Source organism: Streptomyces sp. NBC_00620 (assembly GCF_026341825.1).
In the GTDB taxonomy this organism is placed as follows: Bacteria; Actinomycetota; Actinomycetes; order Streptomycetales; family Streptomycetaceae; genus Streptomyces.
Genome location: NZ_JAPENY010000002.1, coordinates 72,251 through 94,559 on the forward strand (window position 1 = coordinate 72,251; position 22,309 = coordinate 94,559).

The window sequence follows — 22,309 nt, forward strand, 5'->3', positions numbered from 1 at the left end:
CCTGGCCGAACCCCACATGCCCGGTCCCCGCCCCTGACGCCACCGGAGACAATGGACCCCGTGCGCTACCGCATCCTCGGCACCACCCAGGCACTCCGCCCCGACGGCACGCCCGTCCCGGTCGGCGGGGCGCGGCTGCGTGCTCTGCTGACCGTGCTCGCGCTGCGGCCCGGGCGGACCGTGCCGGTGTCCGTCCTGGTGGACGAGGTATGGGACGGGGAGCCGCCCGCGGACGCGTCCGGCGCGGTCCAGGCGCTGGTCGGGCGGTTGCGCAGGGCGCTCGGCGCGGGTGCGGTGGACTCGGTGGACGGCGGATACCGGCTCACCGCGGGCGCGGACGACATCGACCTGCACCGTTTCGAGCGGCTGGCCGGCGAGGGCACCCGCGCGCTGGCCGACGGCGACCCCGCGAAGGCGGCCGTCGTCCTCGACGACGCCCTCGGGCTGTGGCACGGCCCGGCCCTCGCCGACCTCCCCGACCGCACTGCCGTGGCGGCCCGCTGGGAGACCCGCCGCCTCGACGCGCGCCGCGCCCGCTTCACCGCGGCCCTCGCCCTCGGCGACGCCGAACGGTCCCTGCCCGAACTCACCGCCCTCTGCGACAGCCACCCCCTCGACGAGCCCCTCCAGGCCCTGCGCCTGCGCGCCCTGCGCGACGTGGGCCGCCCGGCGGAGGCCCTGGCCGCGTACGAGTCCGTACGACAGCTCCTGGCCGACCGCCTCGGCTCGGACCCGGGCCCCGAACTGCGCGCCCTGCACATGGAGTTGCTTTCCCCGGCGCACACCGAATCGCCGCGCCCGGCGTCCCCTGGCAACCTCCGCGCCCGACTCACCTCCTTCGTCGGCCGGGAGGCCGACATCGACGCCATCCGGGGCGACCTCGCGGCGGCACGGCTGGTGACACTGCTCGGGCCCGGCGGAGCAGGAAAGACACGGCTGTCGCAGGAGGCGGCGGAGGCCGTGGCGTACGCGTCGCGGGACGGGGTGTGGCTCGCCGAACTCGCTCCGGTGGACGACCCGAAGGCCGTCCCCGAGGCCGTGCTCACCGCCGTCGGCGCCCGCGAGACCGTGCTGCGCGGCGCCGGCGCCGAGGAGATGCGGGCCGTCTCCGAGCGCCACGACGACCCCCTCAACCGACTCGCCGAGCACTGCGCCAAGCGCCGCATGCTGCTCATCCTCGACAACTGCGAGCATGTCGTGGACGCCGCCGCGCACCTCGTCGAGGAGCTCCTCGAGCGGTGCCCCGAACTGACGGTGCTCGCCACCAGCCGTGAACCCCTCGGCGTACCGGGGGAGTTGCTGCGCCCCGTGGAGCCGCTGCCCGAACCCGTCGCGCTGCGGCTGCTGGCCGACCGCGGGGCGGCGGCCAGGCCGGGGTTCCGGATCGAGGACGATCCGGAGGCGGCCGCCGAGATCTGCCTGCGCCTGGACGGACTGCCGCTCGCCATCGAACTCGCCGCCGCCCGGCTGCGATTGCTCACCGCGCGGCAGATCGCCGACCGCCTGGACGACCGGTTCCGCCTGCTGACCTCGGGTGCCCGCACGGTTCTGCCCAGGCAGCAGACGCTGCGCGCCGTCGTCGACTGGTCCTGGGACCTGCTCGACGAGGACGAACGCGACGTACTGCGGCGGCTGTCCGTCTTCGCGGGCGGCTGCGATCTCGCCGCAGCCGAGGCCGTCTGCGGACCCGCCGCACTGGAGTCGCTGGGTTCCCTTGTCGACAAGTCCCTTGTCGTGGCCGCCCCTTCGGCGGACGGCGGGATGCGCTACCGGCTCCTGGAGACCGTCGCCGAGTACGCGGGCGAGCGGCTCGACGAGTCCGGCGACCGCCCGCCCGCCGAGCGCGCCCACCTCACGTACTACCGCGAACTCGCCCGCACCACCGACCCCGAACTGCGCGGTCACGGCCAGGCCGCGGCGATCGCGCTCCTTGAACTCGAGTACGAGAACCTGCGCACCGCCCTGCGGCACGCCGTCGCCGAACGCGACGAGCAGGAGGCCATCTGCCTCGTCCTGTCGCTGAACTGGTACTGGCAGATGCGCGACCAGCGCATCGAGGCCCGCACCTGGTCCGCCCAGGTCATGGTCCTCGGCCCCGACCCGTTCGCACCCCCCGCGCGCCCGGCCGCCCCGCTGTACGAGAGCGTCACGGCCACCCCGCCGCCGCTGCGCCCGGAGGTCCTCGAAGAGGCGCGGCGCGGTGTGCACCTCGTCCATCTCGCCGGTATGGACATGGACTTGGACGCCTGGCTGACCCCGGAGGCCCAGGCGAGGCTGCGCGTCATCGCCGAGACCTACCGGCCCGGCCTCCCGCAGACCTGCCGCAGCCCCGGCAGCCTCTGGTTCTACGCCGTCCTGCTCACCGGCGACATGGAGCGGATGCGCTCCGTCATCGACGTGACCGTCTCCACGTGCCGCGAGCTCGGCCTCGAATGGGAACTCGCCGTCGCCCTCCAGATGCGCGCCAACATCCTCGCCAACCGGGCCGACTGGGCGGGCGACGCGACCCGTGACGCCGACGAGGCGCTGGAGATCTTCGGCCGCGTCGGCGATGCCTGGGGCGGGGCCGAGGCGCTCTCGGCGCGCGGTGAGGCCCATGAGCGACGGGGTGAGTACGGGCCGGCCGCCACGGACTACGCGGAGGCGATGGCGTACGCCGAACGGCTCGGTGCCCGCGCCCAGGCGGCGGTGCTGAGTGTCCGCCTCGGCAGTATGTACATCGAGCTGGGCGAGCCCGAGCGGGGCGAGGCGATGCTGCGCGAGGTGCTCGCGCAGGGCTTCGGTGCCGTCAACGAAGCCATGCCCGCGGGCCGGCTCTTCCTCAGCATGCGGCTCGGCCGCACCGGCCGGATCGCCGAGGCGCGCGAGCAACTGCGGCTGCTGCGTGAGGAGTTCGGGGCCAGCACATTCGTGATCTTCGATGGGTACGTGATCGGGATGGACGCCTGGCTGGACACGCTCGACGGACGGTACGCGGAGGCCCGGGACAAGGCGCGGCGGGCCGTGGAGCGGTCCCTGGACCCGCTGTCGCGGATGATCACGCCGAACCTGATCTCCACGCATCTGACCACCGCCGTCATCGCCCTCACCGGCCTGTACGGTGCCGACCGCGCCCGCGACGGGGCCCGACTCCTGGGCGCCGCCGACCAGTTCCTGCCGCCGGGTCACTTCGCGCCCCCGGCCGAGGACGAGATGCGCACCAGGGCGGAGGCCGGCCTGCGGGCCGTACTCGACGACGCGGCGTACGAGGCCGCGTACGCCGAGGGCGGCGGGCTCTCCATGGAGGAGGCCGCCGCCCTCATCTGACGCGGACCGGACCGGGGCAGTCGCTCCGACTGCGAACGACTGCGAACAACTGCGAACGTCAGCTCTTGGTGCGGAACTTGTGGATCGCGATCGGCGCCATCACCAGCGTGAGCGCCGCCGTCCAGCCGAGGGTCACCCACAGGTCGTGCGTGACCGGGCCACCGACCATCAGACCGCGCGTGGTGTCCGCGAGCGAGGACAGCGGGTTGTAGTCGGTGAAGTTCTGCAGCCAGCCGGGCATGGTCTGGGTCGGGGAGAAGATGGACGACCCGAACTGCAGGGGCATCAGGACCAGGAAGCCCATGGCCTGCACGGACTGGGCGTTCTTCATCGTCACACCGAGGACCAGGAAGATCCACATCAGGGAGGAGCCGAAGAGGGCGGAGAGCCCCACGGAGGCGAACAGGCCCGGCCAGTTGGTGATGTCGAAGCCCACGAGCACGCCGACGACCATCAGGATCGCCGTCGCGACGAGCATCCGCATCAGCTCGACCACGATCTTGGCGAAGAGGACGGAGCCCTGGCCGATCGGCAGGGTGCGGAAGCGGTCCATCACCCCCTTCTGGAAGTCCTCGTTGAAGCCGGTGCCGACGGCCATCGCGATGTTCATGCACGTCATCGCCATCAGACCGGGCACGACGTACTGCACGTACTGGTCCTGGCCGCCGCCCAGCGACTGACCGATGGAGCCGCCGAAGACGTACACGAACAGCAGGGTGAAGACGACCGGCATCAGGATGGCGTCGAACATCGACTCCGGGTCCTGACGGATCCACAGCAGGTTGCGGCGGACCAGGGCGCCGATGTGCCGCGCGTGAGCGCGCGGACTGATGCGGGCCTCGTCCTTCGCGGCGAGGGGGGCATCGATGACGGCGGTACTCATGCGGAGACCTCCTCGTAGGCGCGGGCCGGGGTGTTGTCCTGCGGGGCGGTGGCCTTGTGGCCGGTGAGGGACAGGAACACCTCGTCCAGACTGGGCAGTTCGGTGCTGATCGAGCCGATGGTGATGCCGCGCGCGGTGACCGCGCCGACCACGGCGGTGAGCTGTTCGTCGCTGAGGATCGGGACCAGGATCGTGCCGCTCTCGATGTCCACGGAGGAGGCGGCGAGGCCGGTGATGCCCAGCTCGTCGAGCATCGAGGCCAGCGGGCGCAGCTCCAGCGGGTCCACCGGGCGGACCCGCAGCGTGCGGCCGCCGACCTTCGCCTTCAGCTCGTCGACCCGGCCGCTGGCGATGACCTTGCCGCGGTCGATGACCGTCAGCTCGGACGCCAGCTGCTCGGCCTCCTCCATGTACTGGGTGGTGAGCAGCACGGTGGCGCCGTCGGCGACCATGCGCTTGACCTCGCGCCACACCTCGTTGCGGGTGCGCGGGTCGAGGCCGGTCGTCGGCTCGTCCAGGTACAGCACGGCTGGGCTGCCGATCATGGAGGCGGCGAGGTCCAGACGGCGGCGCATACCACCGGAGTACGTGCCGGCCGGGCGCTTGGCGGCGTCGGTGAGCGAGAAACGCTCCAGCAGCTCGTCGGAACGCCTGCGGGCGTCCTTGCGGGGCAGATCGAGCAGCCGCCCGATCATGTACAGGTTCTCCCAGCCGGAGAGCTTCTCGTCGACCGCGGCGTACTGGCCGGTGAGCCCTATCACGCGGCGCAGTTGCCGGGGCTGCTTCAGCACGTCGTAACCGGCGACAGTCGCCAGGCCGGAGTCGGGGGTGACGAGGGTGGACAGGATACGGACGAGGGTGGTCTTGCCTGCGCCGTTGGGACCGAGCACACCGCGGACGGTGCCCTCGTGCACGTCCAGGTCCACACCGTCCAGCGCCTTGGTCTCGCCGTAGTGCTTGACCAGCCCCCGTACGGTGACGGCTGCCTTGCCGCCTGTGGGCTTGTTGTCGATTCGCGTCATGACCATCAAGGTGCCAGCCGCCACCGACAAACCGCCTACAGCTTGCCTACAGCCGCCTACAAGCCACCGACACCGCAGTGTCTTCGCAGGTCAGCCCTGTTGTATGAGGGGTCGCGCAGGGTCGGCCGACCACTCCTCCAGGGAGCCGTCGTACAGCGTGACGTCCTCGCGGCCCAGCAGTGTCAGTGCGAGGGCGGCCCCGGCCGCGGAGATTCCGCCGCCGCAGTACAGAACGACGGGGGAGGCGGTGTCGTCGAGCACCGCCCCGACGCGCGCGGCGAGTTCGGCGCGCGGCAGGAACCGGCCCGCCTCGTCGAGCAGCCCCCGGCCGGGCAGGTTCAGGCTGCCGGGGATGTGCCCGCGCCGCGAGTACCGGGTCGGCGCACTGCCGTCGAACCCGGACTCCGGAAGCGCGCAGACGAGGGTGCCGGGCCGCTCACCGCGCAGGACGGCGTCGACGTCGGGGAGGGTGGCCCAGGCGTGGGGGAGGGGGACGGGGGTGAGAGTTTCGGCTGCCGGAGCGGGTTCCTCCTGCCCGTTGAGGACCGGCCGTCCGGCCGCCTCCCAGGCCTGCAGGCCTCCGTCGAGTACCGCCGCCGGTACGGAGATCGCCCGCAGCATCCACCACAGCCGGGCCGCCCAGATGCCGCCCGCGCTGTCGTACGCGACGACCTCGCTGCCGTCCCGCACACCGAGCCGACGCAGGGCGGCGGCCAGCGCCTCAGGTGCGGGAACCGCGAAGTGGTACGGCGCCTCGTGGTCCGAGAGCTCGCCCGTGAGGTCCGCGTGGCGGGAGCCCGGGATGTGCCGCCCGGCCCACTGGGCGTGGCCGCTGCCGGAGCGGTAGTCGCCGTCGTGGCCCGGCGACGGAAGCAGCGCGGTGGCGTCGAGGACGACCAGCCGGGGGTCGTCGAGACGGGCCGCGAGCCAGGCGTCGTCGACCAGCGGTCCGGGAAGCAGCGGTCCGGGGAGCGGGAGCCCGGAGAGCGGGAGTCCGGGGAGCGGGGCGTCGGTCATGGCGGGGATGCTAACCCGAGGGCATGTGCGGAGCACGCCTGAGCTGGGACATCTCACTCACCGGGCACATTCGTCCCACATAGTGGATCACGCTTGCGCAGGCATGGTCGGCGGGGGTTATGGTTTCGGCCATCTACGCGGGAGCCCCTACCCGGTTGGGCTGAGAGGGCGTCTGGGATCCGAGTCGGCGTTGTGCCGGTGACGATCCCCATGGGAACGCCGACCGCACCACTTGAGCCTCGGAGACCGCTGCCCGATCCCGGTCGGATCGGACGACGGCCTCCGTGCCCCGCGTAGGAGTACCGCATGTCCTCAGCAGTCGAGCAGAAGTGTCCCCCGGCGCTCGCCGCGGCGGCCCGCTCCTGTTGTTGACCCACGCGGTCTCCCCTTCCCTCCTTCTTTCCCCACCAGGCCCGCACCCTGAGTGCCGCCCTGCCGTCCGCGGAGTTGTCTGCCGATGTCGCACGTCCGAGTCATGCTCGACTACTTCCACCCCTGGCCGAATTCCGCCGGTCTGTACGTCGCCCGGGACCGCGGCTGGTACCGCGAGGCCGGCCTCGACGTGGAACTCGCCGTCCAGGATCCGGGACGCGGTGACACCCTGGAGTACCTGACCCGCGGCGAGGTGGACTTCGGCATCTTCCCGCCGAACCGCCTCCTCGCCCGCCGCGCCGCCGACGGCTCCCCGCTGCTCGGCGTCGCCGCCGTCAACCACCGTGCCCTGGAAGCGATCCAGACCGCCCGCTCGACCGGGATCACCCGCCCCCGCGACCTTTCCGGCCGCCGCCTCGCCTACAACCCGACTCCCCGCGGTCGCGCCATGGTCCGCCACCTGGTCGCGGCCGACGGCGGCGACCCGGACGCGGTGATCACCGTCGACGCCGGCTACCGCGAACTCACCGTCGACGACATAGCGGCCGGCGAGGCCGACGCCACCTTCGGCAACTACTGGTCCTGGGACGCCCTCCGCGGCGACCTGCCCGAGACAGCGCGGCTGACCTGGCCGGTCGACGAGATCGGCGCCCCGCGCTACCACAGCTACCTCCTCGGCACGAGCGAGGCCTTCGCCGACGCCCGCCCGGACCTGGTGCGCGCCTTCCTGTCCGCCACCGCCCGCGGCTACGCGGCCGCCGCAGCCGAACAGGACTACACCCGCGCCCTGCTGGAGCGCGTGATCCCCTACTTCTCCCGCCCCCTGATCGCCCGCTCCCTCGCCCTGGTCGCCCCGACCTGGACCGGCGCCGACGGCCACTGGGGCGAGATCGACGAGACCCGCATGGGCCCGTACGCCGACTGGCTCGCCCGGTACGGCGCCATCGCGCACGCCCGCGACTGGGCCTCCTCGTACACGAACGACCTGCTCGGAGCCCATGCCCCGGCGGCCGCCAAGTGACCTGCCAGGCAAGGGATCTGACGAGGCGTATGGCTGTGGACCTGATGCGGGTCAGCAGCGCGCTGTGTCGGGCGTGAGCTGCACCGCCACGTCCCCGTCATCGCCGCGCCGCCCCCTTCGAGGATTCCCATGAGACGCCGTACGTCCGCCCTGCTCGCCATATCCACCGCCGCCGCTCTGGCCCTGACCGGCTGCGCCTCGGGCGACTCCACGTCCGCCGCCGCCGAGGACGGCACCACCACGGTCACCCTCGCCCTGGACTGGACCCCCAACACCAACCACACCGGGATCTACGTCGCTCAGCAGAAGGGCTGGTTCAAGGACGCCGGGATCGACCTGAAGATCGTGCCGTACGGCACGACCGCGCCCGAGACGCTGGTCGCCAACCACAAGGCGGACTTCGGCATCTCCTACCAGGAGGGCATCACCACCGCGCGCGCCGCGGGCCAGGACATCAAGTCGGTGTACGCCGTCACGCAGAAGACGAACGTCACGGTCTCCGTGCGCGCCGACCGAGACGACATCACGTCCCCCAAGGACCTGGACGGCAAGACGTACGCGGGGTTCGGCGCCCCCTACGAGAAGGCCCTGCTCCAGAAGGTCATCCAGGCGGACGGCGGCAAGGGCGACTTCAAGCAGATCACGCTCAACACCTCGGCGTACGCGGCCCTTTACGCGGGCAAGGCGGACTTCGCGATGCCGATGCCGACCTGGGAGGGCCTGGAGGCCAAGGAGACGGGCAAGCCGCTCAAGGACTTCGCGCTCGCCGACTACGGCGTCCCGGCGATCTACTCGACCCTCATCGCCTCCTCCGGCCAGTACCTGAAGGACAACCCGGAGATCGCCAAGAAGTTCATCGCCGCGCTCAACAAGGGCTACGAGTACGCCGCCGACAGCCCGGACCAGGCCGCCGACCTGCTCATCGCGGCCAACAAGAGCACACTCACCAACACCGAACTGGTCAAGGAGAGCGAGCAGTTGCTCGCCAAGGAGTACTACCGGGCCGCGGACGGCACCATCGGCACTCAGAGCGCCGAACGCTGGCAGGACTTCGCCGACTTCGACTTCAAGTCCGGCCTGCTGACCGACGAGAACGGCAAGAAGCTCACCAAGGCCCCCGACGCCTCGGAGTTCTTCACCAACGACTATCTCCCGGCCGCCCAGTGAGAGCGGCACTGCGTGCCGTCTGGCCACCCCTCCTCGTCCTCGCCGTCGTGGTCGGCGGCTGGCAGACGTACGTCACCGCCGCCGGCGTCGACCCGACGGTGCTGCCCAGCCCCGGCCGCGTACTGAACCAGGGCTGGGCCAACCGCACCGACCTGTGGGACCAGACCCTGCCCACCCTCCAGGAGACCCTGCTCGGCTTCGCGCTCTCCTTCGCCGCCGCCTGGCTGGTCGCCGTGATCCTGGACTTCTCGGCGGCGGCCCGCCGGGGCCTGTACCCACTCCTGGTCGCCTCGCAGACCATCCCGATCGTCGCAGTGGCGCCCCTGCTGATCATCTGGTTCGGCTTCGGACTGCTGCCGAAGATGCTGGTCGTGACCCTGACGACGTTCTTCCCGCTCGCCGCCAACCTGGCGGCGGGCTTCGCGTCCACCGACCGCGACGCGATGCGCCTGCTGCGCTCGCTCGGCACGGGCCGCTGGCGCGCCTTCCGGCTCGTCCGCGTCCCGAGCGCGCTGCCGCACTTCTTCACCGGGCTGCGCGTCAGCATCACGTACGCCGTCGTGGGCGCCGTCTTCGCCGAGTACGCGGGCGCCGAGAAGGGCCTCGGGATCTACATGCAGGCGCAGAAGAGCGCGTTCCGCACGGATCTCGTCTTCGCGGCGGTCGTGGTCACCGCGCTGCTGAGCATCGCCCTGTTCGGGGCGACGTATCTGCTGCAACGGCTCGTCCTGCCGTGGGAACGGGCGCTCCTGAAGGAAGGCCGGACATGAGTCTCCAAGTGCGGGGAGGTCTCCAAGTACAAGGTGCCGGAAAGGCGTTCGGGTCGCTCGAAGTGCTGCGCGATCTCGAACTCACCGTGGAACCGGGCGAGTTCGCGGCCGTCATCGGCCCGAGCGGCAGCGGCAAGAGCACCCTGTTCAACCTGATCTCCGGCCTGGACACGCCCACTTCGGGCGAGATCCTCATCGACGGCGCCCCCGCGTCCGTGGCCTCCGGCAAGGTCGCGTACATGCCCCAGAAGGACCTGCTGTTCCCCTGGCGCACGGTGCTCGACAACACCGCGCTCGGGCTCGAGGCCCAGGGCGTACGGAAGAAGGAGGCGCGGCGCCGGGCGGGCGAGCTCTTCGAGGCCTTCGGACTCGACGGCTTCCAGTCCTCCTACCCCTTCCAGCTCAGCGGCGGCATGCGGCAGCGCGCGGCCCTCCTGCGCACGGTCGTCCTGGAGCGCCCCGTACTGCTGCTCGACGAGCCCTTCGGTGCGCTCGACTCCCTCACCCGCACCGAGATGCAGCTGTGGCTGGCCGACATGTGGCAGCGCTACCGCTGGACCGTCGTCCTCGTCACCCACGACATCCGCGAGGCCGTCCTGCTCGCCGACACCGTGCACGTCCTCTCACCCCGCCCGGCCACCGTCGTCGAGCGGGTCGAGGTACCGCGCTCGGGCCCGCGCGGCCTGGAGGCCCTGACCGAACCGGAGTTCGCGGCAACCGAGCGGCGCCTGTTCGACGCGCTGAGCGGCCGGCCGAGCAAGGTGGAGCAGGAAAAGGTGGTGACCGGATGAGCCGCCTGCTGGCCCACGGCATGGGCACCGCCCCCGTCGCCCCCGACTGGCCGCCCCTCACCGACGCCGAGGTCGAGGCCGTCGTCGGCCCCGCGCGGGTGCTGTGGCGCAGCCCGCGCCCGCTGTCCGCAGCCGCCGTCGTCGACCGTCGCGGACGGCGGCTGTTCGTGAAACGCCACCACCGCGACGTACGCACCCTCGAAGGCCTGGCAGAGGAGCACGCCTTCCTGCGGTACCTGCGCGAGCGGGGCGCGCCGGTCGTCGAGGTCCTTGGCGCCGAGGCGCGCGGGGAGTGGGTGTACGAGGTCCACTCGGCCGGGACCGGGACGGATCTGTACCGGGATGCGCTGTCCTGGTCGCCCTTCGTCTCCGTACGTCATGCCCGTGCCGCCGGTGCCGCGCTGGCCCAACTGCACCTGGCCGCAGAGGGGTTCGAAGCCCCTCGCCGCCGCACGCAGCACCTGGTCTCCTCCTTCACCGTGTTCGCGGCGGTCGACCCCGAGGCGGCCCTTGAGGCGTACGCGACCCAACGCCCGGCGCTCGCAGCCGCGTTGGCGCACCGCCCCTGGCGGGACGACCTGCGGGAGGTCCATCTCCCCTTCTACGAGCGCCTGTTGCCCTACCTCAGCCGTCTCGCCCCCCTCTGGACCCACAACGACTGGCATGCCTCGAACCTCCTCTGGGACACGGCGTCCGGCGAGGTGTCCACCGTCCTCGACTTCGGCCTCAGCGACCGCACGACAGCCGTCCACGACCTGGCCACCGCCATCGAGCGCAACACGGTGCAGTGGCTGGACCCGTCCCGCCCGGTGCGCTTCGAGGACGTGGACGCGCTCCTCGACGGCTACACGTCGGTACGCCCGCTCAGCGCCGTCGAGTCGGCCGCCCTGCCCGAGCTACTGCCGCTCGTGCACGCCGAGTTCGCGCTCTCTGAGATGGGCTACTTCCACGGGGTGACCCGGTCCGCGGAGAACACGGCGCTGGCGTACGAGTACTTCGTGGGGCATGCGCGGTGGTTCGCGGGGGAGGACGGGGCGTTGCTGCTGAAGAGGGTGCGCGAGCGCGTGTAGAAACGGCGACGACCCGTCGACGGGGGAAGTTCGACGGGTCGCCTCGTTGCCGCAGTGGCTCAGTGGACCTCGTAAGGCCCTTAATTGATCTCAGTGCACGGAGTGCTCGTCCAGCGGGAACGTTCCGCCGATGACATCGTCGGCGAACGCCTTCGCCGCGTTGCCCATGACCTCACGCAGGTTGGCGTACTGCTTGACGAACTTCGGCATCCTGCCGCCGGTCAGGCCGAGCATGTCGGTCCAGACGAGGACCTGCGCGTCCGTCTCCGGGCCTGCGCCGATACCGACCGTCGGGATGTGCAGGGTGCGGGTGACCTCGCCGGCCAGCTCGGCCGGGACCAGCTCCAGGACGACGGCGAACGCGCCCGCGTCCTGGACCGCCTTGGCGTCGCGCAGCAGCTGGTGGGCCGCCTCCTCGCCGCGGCCCTGCACCCGGTAGCCCATGGAGTTCACGGACTGCGGGGTCAGCCCGATGTGGGCCATGACGGGGATGCCCGACTCCACGAGCAGCTCGATCTGGCGGTGCGAGCGCTCGCCGCCCTCCAGCTTCACCGCGCCGACCCCGGCCTCCTTGACGAGGCGGGTGGCCGAGCGCAGCGCCTGGACCGGGCCCTCCTGGTAGGACCCGAAGGGCAGGTCGCCGACGATCAGGGCGCGCGAGGTGCCCCGTACGACCGCGGCCGACAGCATGGTCATCTCGTCCATCGTGACGGGCACGGTGGTCTCGTACCCCAGGTGGCAGTTGCCCGCCGAGTCGCCGACGAGCATGACCGGGATGCCGGCCTCGTCGAAGACGGACGCGGTCATCGCGTCGTAGGCCGTGAGCATGGGCCACTTCTCGCCGCGTTCCTTGGCGGCGGTGATGTCGCGCACCGTGATTCGGCGGGTGCTCTTACCCCCGTACAGCGCCTTGCTGCTGTCGGTGGACGGGCGCACACCCTCCGTGGGCTGCTCAGCGGCAGCCGAAAGCTGCGTCATCGCAACGGCTCCTTCTGTCATCTCGAGGCGCCCTGACGGCGTCCCCGGATCACCTCCATGGTGGCACCTCGTGCCAATCGCGGCTAGACCGGCCCCCAGACCCACCCGGAGGGCCTCGTCCCTGCGACCTAGGTCTCTTCGTAAGGTCTCCGTAAAGCATTTTCGATACGAGACGGTGTCGTATCGAATATCGCTAGGCTGTGCCGCATGACAACTTCCGCTCCCGCTACCGAACGACATGTGTCCGAGGCGGTGCACAGGCGCCGCTGGGCCATCCTCGGCGTGCTCATGTTGAGCCTGCTGATCGTGGTGCTCGACAACTCGATCCTGAACGTCGCGATCAAGACGATCTCGACCCCCGAGCCCATCGGCCTCGGCGCCACCCAGGGCGAGCTGGAGTGGGCCATCAACGCCTACACGCTCGTCTTCGCCGGACTGCTCTTCACCGCGGGCCTCCTCGGCGACCGGCTCGGCCGCAAGAAGATGCTGCTCGCCGGTCTCGCCGTGTTCGGCATAGGTTCGGCGCTCGCCGCCGAGTCCGGCTCGCCGGTCCAGCTCATCGTGTTCCGGGCGGTGATGGGCCTCGGCGCCGCGTTCGTGATGCCCGCCACCCTCTCCGTCCTGATGAACGTGTTCGAGCGCGACGAGCAGCCCAAGGCCATCGGCATCTGGGCCGGCGGCGTCGGCCTCGCCATCGCGATCGGCCCGATCACCGGCGGCGTACTCCTGGACCACTTCTGGTGGGGCTCGGTCTTCCTGGTCAACGTGCCGATCGTGCTGCTCGCGCTGGTCCTGATGATCTGGCTGGTCCCCGACTCCCGTGACCCGAACCCCGGACGCGTCGACCCGATCGGTGTGGTCCTGTCCGTCGTCGGTCTCGTCCTGCTCGTCTACGGCATCATCAAGGGCGGCCAGCTGGCCGACTTCACCGATCCGACGGTCCTGCTGACCATCGGGGCCGGACTCGCGGTGCTCATCGGCTTCGTCGTCTTCGAGAAGCGCAGCGACCACCCGTCCATCGACGTCACCTACTTCAAGAACAAGGTCTTCTCGGCCGCGATGTCCGCCATCGCGCTCGTCTTCTTCGCGCTGATGGGCGTGACCTTCTTCTCCGTCTTCTACACGCAGAGCGTGCGGGGCTACTCGCCGCTCCAGACCGGCCTGTTGATGCTGCCGCTCGCCGCCGCCCAGCTCATCTTCGCGCCGCGGGCCCGCCTCGTCGTCGACCGCTTCGGCAACAAGGCCACCTGCACGGCGGGGCTGCTGATCATCGCCGCGATGCTGGCCGCGTTCGCCACCCTGGAGGCGGACACGCCGATCTGGATCCTCGAGGTCATCTTCTTCTTCATGGGCACCGGAATGGCGCACATCATGACCCCGACCAGTGTCGTGATCATGCAGGCCCTGCCGCGCGAGAAGGCGGGCTCCGCGTCCGCCCTCAGCAACACCTTCCGCCAGGTCGGCGGCGCACTCGGCATCGCCGTCCTCGGCTCCGTCCTCTCCGCGGCCTACCGCGGCGGCATCGAGGACAAGCTCACCCTCGTCCCGGCCGGCCTGCGCCACACCGCCGGCGAGTCCATCGAGGCCACCCTCGGCGTCGCCGCCAAGCTCGGCCCCGAGGGCAAAGCCCTCATCACCCCCGCCAACGACGCCTTCCTGCACGCCATGCACGTCACCGCCCTGTGCGGCGCGGGTGTCGCGATCATCGGCGCGCTGGTCGTGTTCCTGTTCCTGCCGGGCCGCACCCCCGCGCCGCAGGAGGGCGAGAAGGAGGCGGAGTTGGTGAAGGCGGAGCACTGACCAGCCGCGTTCACCGGGGAGAATAGCCCCAGGTCCGACCAAGGAACGGAGTTCGAAGTGAGCCTCGCCGGCAGCCAGGACAGGCAAGAGGGCCCCCCGAGGGGACGCCCCCGCAGCGAGGCCGTGGAACGCTCCATCCTCGAAGGCGTGATGAAACTCCTCGAGGAGGGCGTACCCCTCGGCGAGGTCTCCATCGAGCGCGTCGCCCGCACCGCGGGAGTCGGCAAGGCGACCATCTACCGCCGCTGGAGCGGCAAGGAGGAACTCTTCGTCGACGTCCTGCGCGCCGCCGAGCCCCCGGACCCGGAACTCCCCGGCACCTCGATGCGCGACGACCTCGTCGTCCTCCTGGAGTCGCTGCGCCGGCGTGCCCTGGCCAACCGCAGCTCGGCGATCCTGCACAACGTCCACGTCCAGATGAAGGCCAGTCCGAGGCTCTGGAGCGCGTACCACGCGACCGTCATCGCCCCGCGGCGCAGGATGGGCGAGGAAGTCCTGCGCCGCGGGCAGGAGAACGGCGAGCTCCGCGACGACATCGACATCGAACTGCTCAACGACATGTTCGTCGGCCCCATGCTCGTACGCACCGTCATGCACCCCGACTCCGCACTCCCCGAGGACCTCGCGGAACGGATCGTCGACACGGCCCTTGAGGGACTGCGCCCCACCAAGCCGTAGTTGGCACGACCGCTCACGCGACCGCCCACCCCACTGATACCCGCTGCTACCCGCGCGATTTCTGACGGGTCGAATATGCGCGTTTCGTCACAGGCGAGGCGTTCCACCTCCACATTCGGAACTCCGGACACGAAGTTGTACGTCCTCGTGCCCGTACGGCCGTCATGGGACGGCAGGAAGGACACGGATCATCCCCTAGGGTCGTAGCCGCGGGGCAGTCGGTGTGCACGGCAAGTTGTGAGGCGACGGTATGGCGCAGGCGTATATGACGGAGACGGGCAGCGGCGGCCAGGGGCCCGACCGCAGAGGGTCCCGGCTTCGGCGCCTGCTCGACGGCTGGCGCGGCGACCGCGGCATCTGGCGCCGCGGTCTGATCCTCGCCGCGCTCGCGGTGGTCCTCGCGCTGGTGATGGTCCTGCACGCGCGGATCCCGAACCGGATCGGCAACCTCGGCAGCCTGACGGAGACGTTCCTGCCCTGGTTCGCCCTAGCCATCCCGGTGCTGCTGGTCCTCGGCTTCGTACGGAAGTCGGCGACCGCCGTGATCGCCGTGCTGCTGCCCGCGATCGTCTGGCTGAACCTCTTCGGCGGGCTCCTCACCGACAAGAACGGCAGCGGCGGGAACCTGACCGTCGCCACGCACAACGTCAACGCGGACAACCCGGACCCGTCGGGCACCGCCGCCGACGTGGCCGCGTCCGGCGCCGACGTCGTGGCCCTCGAAGAGCTGACGGCCACAGCGGTCCCGACGTACGAGAAGGCACTCGCGTCGACGTACAAGTACCACTCGGTGCAGGGCACCGTCGGGCTGTGGAGCAAGTACCCGCTGACCGGCGTCGGGCCCGTGGACATCAAGCTGGGCTGGACCCGTGCGATGCGCGCGACGGTGACGACGCCGGAGGGCCCGATCGCCGTGTACGTCGCCCACCTGCCCTCGGTACGGGTGAAGCTGGAGGCCGGGTTCACGGCCCGCCAGCGCGACAAGAGCGCCGACGCGCTGGGCGAGGCGATCACCAACGATCCGCTCAAGCAGGTCGTCCTGCTCGGCGACCTCAACGGCACGATGAACGACCGCGCGCTGAACGCCGTCACCGCGCAGATGCGCTCCACGCAGGGCGCGGCGGGCAGCGGCTTCGGTTTCAGCTGGCCCGCGTCGTTCCCGATGGCCCGGATCGACCAGATCATGGTCAAGGGGATCGAGCCGGTGACCTCGTGGACCCTGCCCGAGACAGGCAGCGACCACCTCCCGATCGCCGCCCGCGTAAAGATCTCGGCAACCGAGTCTTAACCTCCTGGAATACTGGGCCTGAGAGGCTTTGTTCCACAGATGAACTTACGCGTCCCGTGCACATCGGTGTGCACGGGCGCAGCCCTGCGCGCACGTACGTCCCCACGCATCGCCGCGCGCCCGCGATTCCCTTGAAAGGCCCCTCATGCCTCTGGCCCTGCTCGCCCTCGCCGTGGGCGCCTTCGGCATCGGCACCACCGAGTTCGTGATGATGGGCCTGCTGCCCGACGTCGCGGACGACCTGCACATATCGATCCCCAGCGCCGGCCACCTGGTCTCCGCGTACGCGCTCGGTGTGGTCATCGGCGCCCCGCTCCTGGCCGCGGCCACCGCTCGCGTGTCCCGCCGCAAGGTCCTGATCGGCCTCATGCTCCTCTTCGTCGCGGGCAACGTGCTCTCCGCCTTCGCCCCCGACTACCACTGGCTGCTGGCCGCCCGCTTCCTCAGCGGCCTGCCGCACGGCGCCTTCTTCGGCGTGGGCGCCGTCGTCGCCACCAACCTGGTGGCCCCCGAACGCAAGGCGCGCTCCGTCTCGCTGATGTTCCTGGGCCTGACGGTCGCGAACGTCGTGGGTGTCCCGGTGGCCACGCTCATGGGCCAGCACATGGGCTGGCGCTCCACCTTCCTCGGCGTCAGTGTGATCGGCCTCCTGGCTGTGGTGTCACTGGCGCTCCTCGTCCCTCGCGACGGCACTCACGGGCTCGCCGCGGGCCTGCGCGGCGAACTTGCCGCCCTGCAGTCGCTCCCGGTCTGGCTGGCCCTCGGCACGACGGTCGCCGGCTTCGGCGCGCTGTTCGCCGCGTACAGCTACATCACACCGATGCTGACGGACGCCGCCGGGTACGCCGACTCAAGCGTGACCCTGCTTCTTGCGCTGTTCGGTGTCGGCGCCACGGCGGGCAACCTGCTGGGCGGGCGTCTGGCGGACCGGTCGATGCGGGGCACGCTCTTCGGCGGCCTGGTCTCGCTCGCGGCGGTCCTGGCGCTGTTCCCGGTACTGATGGCGACGGCGTGGAGCGCCGCGCTCGCAGTGGTCCTGCTCGGCACGGCGGCGTTCGTGACCAGTTCGCCGCTGCTGCTGATGGTGATGGAGAAGGCGTCGTCGGCCCCGTCCCTCGCCTCCTCGGCCAACCAGGCGGCGTTCAACCTGGCCAACGCCGGGGGCGCGTGGATCGGAGGCCTCGCGCTCGCAGCGGGCCTCGGCGTGACGTCCCCGGCGGTCGTGGGCGCGGGGCTGGCCGTGCTGGGGCTGGGAGTTGCCGGGGTGGCCTACGTGGTGGACAAGCGGGGCCCGGTGTCGGCGGGCGGCCGGGAGCGTGTGGTGGCCTCACATGTGCCGGAGCACGCGGAGTCGGTGCACCACTGAGAGTTTCGCCCCCGCCGCCCCTACCCGTCCCATTCCCAGGGGCTCCGCCCCTTCGACCCCGCCAAGGGGCTCCGCCCCCTGGACCCCGGCTCCTCAAACGCCGGAGGGGCTAACCCCTAGCCCGTCCGGCGATTGAGGACGAGGCCGTTCAGGCCGATGCGGGGGTCTGGGGGCGGAGCCCCCAGCAACACGGGACGGGTAGGGGCGGAGGGGGCGAGAACCTCTCCTGGCCGTCCCCACGCACCCGCACCGGACTAGTCGAAGCGAGCCAGGTCCCGCAGCCAGACCGTCGCCGAACTGTCCGACGGTGCTCGCCAGTCGCCTCGCGGTGACAGCGAACCGCCCGCCGAGACCTTCGGCCCGTTCGGCATGGCCGAGCGCTTGAACTGCGCGAACGCGAAGAAGCGACGGCAGAACACCTCCAGCCACTGCCGGATCTCCGGCAGGTCGTACGCCACTCGCTTGGCCTCGGGGAAGCCCGGCGGCCAGGCGCCGGCGTCCGCGTCGTGCCAGGCGTGCCAGGCCAGGAAAGCGATCTTCGACGGCCGGAAGCCGTAGCGCAGCACATGGAACAGGGTGAAGTCGTGCAGCGCGTACGGGCCGATCTTCGACTCGGTGGACTGCATCTCCTCACCCGGTACGAGTTCCGGGCTGATCTCGGTGTCGAGGATCGCGGCGAGGATCTTGCCCGCCTCCTCGCCGAACTGGTCGCTGCCGATGACCCAGCGGATCAGATGCTGGATCAGCGTCTTCGGCACTCCCGAGTTGACGTTGTAGTGGCTCATCTGGTCGCCCACGCCGTAGGTGGACCAGCCGAGCGCCAGCTCCGAGAGGTCACCGGTGCCGAGCACGATGCCGCCGCGCTGGTTGGCGAGCCGGAACAGGTAGTCGGTGCGCAGTCCGGCCTGGACGTTCTCGAAGGTGACGTCGTACACCGGCTCGCCGGAGGCGAAGGGGTGGCCCATCTCCTTCAGCATCAGCCGGGCGGTCGGCGTGATGTCCAGCTCGGCCGCGGTGACGCCGAGGGCGGCCATCAGCTTGTGCGCGTTGTCCTTGGTGTGGTCGCTGGTGGCGAAGCCGGGCAGCGTCCAGGCCAGGATGTCGCTGCGCGGACGCCCCGCGCGGTCCATCGCGCGGGCGGCGACGATCAGCGCGTGCGTGGAGTCGAGCCCGCCGGACACCCCGATGACCACCTTCGCGCCACCGATCGAAGCGAGCCGCTGCTGCAACCCCGCGACCTGGATGTTGTACGCCTCGTAGCAGTCCAGGGCCAGCCGGTCGGGGTCCGCGGGCACGAACGGGAAGCGCTCGATACGCCGCCGCAGGCCCAAGTCACCGGTGGGCGGGTCGAGTTCGAACGACACCGTCCGGAAGTCGGCCGTACGGGCGCCATGCGTGCGCCGGTTGTCGTCGAAGGTGCCCATCCGCTGCCGCTCCTGCCGCAGCAGGTCGAGGTCGATGTCGGCGACGGCGAACTGGTCGTCGAGCGGGAAGCGGTCGGACTCGGCCAGCAGCACCCCGTTCTCGTAGATCAGGGTCTGGCCGTCCCAGGACAGGTCGGTGGTCGACTCGCCAAGACCGGCCGCCGCGTAGACGTACGCGGCGAGGCAGCGCGCGGACGCCGAGCGGCACAACAGCTTGCGGTCCTCGGCGCGGCCGACGGTGATCGGGCTGCCGGAGAGGTTGGCGAGGACGGTCGCACCGGCCAGGGCCGCCTCGGCGCTCGGCGGCACAGGCACCCACATGTCCTCGCAGATCTCCGTGTGCAGCACCAGCCCTGCCACGTCGTCCGCCGCGAACAGCAGGTCCACGCCGAACGGCACCGACTCCCCGCCGACCCGGATCGTGCCGCCGCGCTCGCCGTCGCCCGAGGCGATCTGCCGCCGCTCGTAGAACTCCCGGTAGTTCGGCGGGTACGACTTGGGCACGACACCGAGGACCCGCCCGCGGTGCACGACCACCGCGCAGTTGTAGACCCGGTCGCGGTGGCGCAGCGGGGCACCGACGAGCAGGACAGGCAGCAGCTCGGCCGACCCCTCCACCACGTCCCGGAGCGCCTCCTCGACCTGGTCGAGCAGCGCGTCCTGGAGGATCAGGTCCTCGATCGAGTAGCCGCACAGCACCATCTCCGGGAAGACGGCGACGGCCACGCCCTCGTCGGCGCATCTGCGCGCGTGGCGCAGGACCGCCTCGGCGTTGGCGTGCGGGTCCGTGATGACGGTGTGGCCCGTACAGGCGGCGACGCGTGCGAAGCCGTGCTGATAGAGCGACCGGAAGTTCAGTGGAGGCACGAGGATCAGTGTAATCGTCAGAGCGACGCGATGGGGTGGCGGGCGCCTCGCGCCCCCGGGCTGGGGGGCGAACGTACGCCCGCCCCCGACGAGACCTCCGTCGGGGGCGGGCGCGGCGGACCACCGTGTGGACCTCAGTGGCGCCGGTACGACTGGACGTAGCCGCTCGCGGGCGTACCCACGCCGGTGACGTCGTCGTAGCCCTTCACGGCGGACAGCGAGCTGTCCTTACCGAGACTGCGCACCGACGTCGTGAGACCGTCCGTCGCGTCGTAACCGTTGACGAAGTCGACGCGCGCCACGGCGAGCCCGGACCCCGTGGGGTTGTCCGTGACGTCGTGGTACGCCTTCGAGCCGTACTTGGCATAGATCGCCGGGTTGGCGAAGCCGATCGGCTTGCCGCCCCGCGTCTGCTGGGCCAGCGCCTGGACACCCGCGATCACCGGCGCGGCGAGCGAGGTGCCGCCGATCCGGTACTCGCTGTACGCCTGCGTCCCGTCCGGCTGGGTCTGCGTCTGGCCGACCTTGAACCCGGTGTTGGGATCGGCGACCGCCGAGATGTCCGGCACGGTGCGCATGGCGGTCGTACCGTTCGCCTTGGCGAGCGAGGAGGGTACGACACCCTTCTGGTAGAAGGGCTGCGACACGGTCTTGCTGGTGCCGCCACCCGCGCCCGAGGTGAACGCGCCGGGGAAGTCCGTCCAGCCGGCGCCATCCGCCGACAGCACGGCCCGCTCGGTGCCCCAGCCGGTCTCGAACTTGTACTTGTCACCCTTGCCGACCGCCAGCGAGGTACCGCCGACAGCCGTCACCCACGCCGAGTTGGCCGGGGTGTCGACCTGCTTCGTACCGGTGTTGGCGACCTCGTCGCCGTTGTCGCCGGAGGAGAAGTAGAAGCCGATGCCCTCGACCGCGCCGAACTGGAAGACCTGGTCGTAGGCGGCCGCGATGTCGGGCGTCTCGTTGGCCTCGATGTCGCCCCACGAGTTGGAGACGATGTCGGCGAGGTGCCCGTCGACGATCTTGTTGAGCGAGTCGAGCAGATCGTCGTCGTAGCAGGAGGCGGCACCCACATAGGTGATGCTCGCGCCGGGCGCGACAGCGTGCACGGCTTCGACGTCGAGGGTCTCCTCGCCGTACCAGCCCGCGGCCCCGCACTCCTCGGTCTTCGTGTAGTCGCTCGGCAGCACCTGGCGCAACTGACCGCTGCTGTACTTCGCGTCACCGTGCTTCTTGGCGTAGGTGGCCGCGTCGTAGGCGATGGTCGGGGAGGCGTACGCGTCGGTGATGGCGACCCGCACCCCCTTGCCGGTGCTCGTGCCGGCCCCGTAGGCGGCGCGCAACTGCTTGCCGGTGTAGCCCTGGACGGCGTACGGGATCTTCGTGCCGTACGCGTCCGGCAGCGTGCTCGCGATGTTCGAGCCGTAGTACGAGGAGAACGGCCCGGCGTTGTTGAACACGGCGTCCGGCGGCGGCAGGGTGTCGCTGTGCGTCGCCTTGTGCGGAGCGGTGTCCAGACCGGTGACGGTCAGGACGGCGCCGTCCAGGGCGGCCGGCGCGGAGGCCGTCTTCGACGGCGCACGGTAAGTCTTCGTGCCCTTGGCGTAGTTGTGCAGCTGGGTGTCGAACGCCTTCTCGGCATCGGCGACATCACCCGTCACGGAGACGTAGTGCTGCGTGGAGCCGGTGACCTTCAGACCCGCCGACTTCAGCCACGAGGTCACCGCGGCGACCTGCGCCTCGGTGGCGCCGAAGCGATTCTGCGCCTGCGTGGCGCTGAGGTACTTCCCGTAAGAGGCCGACTCCGGATCGGACACGGCCTTGGCGTACGCGGCCAGACCGGAGGCGTCCCGGCCGGCGAGGTAGACCCGGGCGGAGACCTGGGAACTGTCGGCCGTGGCGCCCTTGTCCGCCTTGGCCGTCGCCCAGGTGGGCTTCGTACCCGCGAGGGTGTCCCGGCCAGGGCCGTCCGCCGCCTGGGCCACGGGTATGCCGAACGCCAGCGCCCCGGCAAGCAGAGGCAGTGTCGCTGCCATGCTCACCCCGGCGCGCAGCACTGCGCGGTTGGATCTCATAAAACCCCCTGCGATGCGGTTCGTCGCATGTAGTGGTCGGTCGGTGATCCGCACAGACCCCTGCGCCACATGGGTGCACAGGGAATGGATCACGCGATGGGGGCCACTCTGACGATGAACCGTCCATGCCAGGGAAATGAACAGGCCAAGGAAACCCCAAGTAGCCACTTCCGGAAGACATTTGGGACGACCCAGCACAAGCCCACAAAACTGACAACCTGTCAGCAAACGGCGAAAGGAGGCACCACCGGCACCCGCGAACGCACGGAAGGGGCAGGGAGGGCCGGACGCACCGGCACCCACATACGCACGGGAGGGGCCGGGGGCCGGTACATCAAATGCCCGTCGCGTACGTTCGCGTCACCGGACGCTTCCCTGCTCGGCCAAGGTCTGATCCGTCGGCGACGGGCGGAT

Annotated in this window: 16 protein-coding genes; 10 read left to right on the forward strand and 6 right to left on the reverse strand. The window is 70.8% G+C overall.

The window, feature by feature from the left end; all coding sequences use genetic code 11:
* Nucleotides 1-51: 51 nt before the first annotated feature.
* Nucleotides 52-3,306, forward strand: a complete 3,255-nt coding sequence (locus OG246_RS19540) for a BTAD domain-containing putative transcriptional regulator (protein ID WP_266464724.1) — start codon at nucleotides 52-54, stop codon at nucleotides 3,304-3,306.
* Nucleotides 3,307-3,364: 58 nt separating this feature from the next.
* Here the strand turns inward: OG246_RS19540 and OG246_RS19545 are convergent, their stop codons facing one another.
* The 3 genes from OG246_RS19545 to OG246_RS19555 all read right to left on the reverse strand — a co-directional run bounded on the left by OG246_RS19545 (nucleotide 3,365) and on the right by OG246_RS19555 (nucleotide 6,228).
* Nucleotides 3,365-4,189: an ABC transporter permease gene (locus OG246_RS19545; protein ID WP_266464727.1), complete on the reverse strand. Its 825-nt coding sequence runs from the start codon at nucleotides 4,187-4,189 to the stop codon at nucleotides 3,365-3,367.
* Nucleotides 4,186-5,211: an ATP-binding cassette domain-containing protein gene (locus OG246_RS19550; protein ID WP_266464729.1), complete on the reverse strand. Its 1,026-nt coding sequence runs from the start codon at nucleotides 5,209-5,211 to the stop codon at nucleotides 4,186-4,188. Before OG246_RS19550 ends, OG246_RS19545 begins: the two co-directional genes overlap by 4 nt.
* Nucleotides 5,212-5,301: 90 nt before the next feature.
* Nucleotides 5,302-6,228, reverse strand: coding sequence for a sulfurtransferase (locus OG246_RS19555; RefSeq protein WP_266464731.1), 927 nt, complete (start codon nucleotides 6,226-6,228; stop codon nucleotides 5,302-5,304).
* Nucleotides 6,229-6,685: 457 nt separating this feature from the next.
* Between OG246_RS19555 and OG246_RS19560 the strand changes: the two genes are divergently transcribed.
* The 5 genes from OG246_RS19560 to OG246_RS19580 all read left to right on the forward strand — a co-directional run bounded on the left by OG246_RS19560 (nucleotide 6,686) and on the right by OG246_RS19580 (nucleotide 11,419).
* Nucleotides 6,686-7,621 carry an ABC transporter substrate-binding protein gene (locus OG246_RS19560; RefSeq protein WP_266464735.1) on the forward strand — a complete coding sequence of 312 codons (936 nt, stop codon included), beginning with the start codon at nucleotides 6,686-6,688 and terminating at the stop codon, nucleotides 7,619-7,621.
* Between the two features lie 129 nt (nucleotides 7,622-7,750).
* Nucleotides 7,751-8,788, forward strand: a complete 1,038-nt coding sequence (locus OG246_RS19565; RefSeq protein ID WP_266464739.1) for an ABC transporter substrate-binding protein — start codon at nucleotides 7,751-7,753, stop codon at nucleotides 8,786-8,788.
* Nucleotides 8,785-9,558: an ABC transporter permease gene (locus OG246_RS19570; RefSeq protein ID WP_266464742.1), complete on the forward strand. Its 774-nt coding sequence runs from the start codon at nucleotides 8,785-8,787 to the stop codon at nucleotides 9,556-9,558. The genes OG246_RS19565 and OG246_RS19570 overlap by 4 nt, the downstream gene beginning before the upstream one ends.
* A complete protein-coding gene (locus OG246_RS19575; RefSeq protein WP_266464747.1) occupies nucleotides 9,555-10,349 on the forward strand; it encodes an ABC transporter ATP-binding protein in 795 nt (264 codons plus the stop codon). The genes OG246_RS19570 and OG246_RS19575 overlap by 4 nt, the downstream gene beginning before the upstream one ends.
* Nucleotides 10,346-11,419 carry a phosphotransferase enzyme family protein gene (locus tag OG246_RS19580; RefSeq protein WP_266464750.1) on the forward strand — a complete coding sequence of 358 codons (1,074 nt, stop codon included), beginning with the start codon at nucleotides 10,346-10,348 and terminating at the stop codon, nucleotides 11,417-11,419. Before OG246_RS19575 ends, OG246_RS19580 begins: the two co-directional genes overlap by 4 nt.
* A 90-nt stretch (nucleotides 11,420-11,509) precedes the next feature.
* On the opposite strand, the gene panB is transcribed toward OG246_RS19580, so the two are convergent.
* Nucleotides 11,510-12,397: a 3-methyl-2-oxobutanoate hydroxymethyltransferase gene (gene panB / locus OG246_RS19585; protein ID WP_266464754.1), complete on the reverse strand. Its 888-nt coding sequence runs from the start codon at nucleotides 12,395-12,397 to the stop codon at nucleotides 11,510-11,512.
* Between the two features lie 207 nt (nucleotides 12,398-12,604).
* On the opposite strand from panB, the gene OG246_RS19590 reads away from it, so the two are divergent.
* The 4 genes from OG246_RS19590 (at nucleotide 12,605) to OG246_RS19605 (ending at nucleotide 17,529) form a co-directional block, all read left to right on the forward strand.
* Entirely contained in the window at nucleotides 12,605-14,197 is a 1,593-nt protein-coding gene (locus tag OG246_RS19590) for an MFS transporter (protein WP_266464758.1), read from the forward strand.
* Nucleotides 14,198-14,254: 57 nt separating this feature from the next.
* The gene (locus OG246_RS19595) at nucleotides 14,255-14,875 is read left to right on the forward strand and encodes a TetR/AcrR family transcriptional regulator (protein ID WP_266464762.1); all 621 of its coding nucleotides are present in this window, start codon (nucleotides 14,255-14,257) and stop codon (nucleotides 14,873-14,875) included.
* Between the two features lie 250 nt (nucleotides 14,876-15,125).
* Nucleotides 15,126-16,163: an endonuclease/exonuclease/phosphatase family protein gene (locus OG246_RS19600; RefSeq protein WP_266464764.1), complete on the forward strand. Its 1,038-nt coding sequence runs from the start codon at nucleotides 15,126-15,128 to the stop codon at nucleotides 16,161-16,163.
* A gap of 145 nt (nucleotides 16,164-16,308) precedes the next feature.
* The gene (locus OG246_RS19605; protein ID WP_266464766.1) at nucleotides 16,309-17,529 is read left to right on the forward strand and encodes an MFS transporter; all 1,221 of its coding nucleotides are present in this window, start codon (nucleotides 16,309-16,311) and stop codon (nucleotides 17,527-17,529) included.
* 254 nt (nucleotides 17,530-17,783) lie between these two features.
* Here OG246_RS19605 and OG246_RS19610 read toward each other — a convergent pair whose 3' ends face one another.
* The gene (locus OG246_RS19610) at nucleotides 17,784-19,820 is read right to left on the reverse strand and encodes an NAD(+) synthase (protein WP_266464768.1); all 2,037 of its coding nucleotides are present in this window, start codon (nucleotides 19,818-19,820) and stop codon (nucleotides 17,784-17,786) included.
* 134 nt (nucleotides 19,821-19,954) lie between these two features.
* A complete protein-coding gene (locus tag OG246_RS19615) occupies nucleotides 19,955-21,895 on the reverse strand; it encodes a protease pro-enzyme activation domain-containing protein (RefSeq protein ID WP_266464770.1) in 1,941 nt (646 codons plus the stop codon).
* Nucleotides 21,896-22,309: the final 414 nt, after the last annotated feature.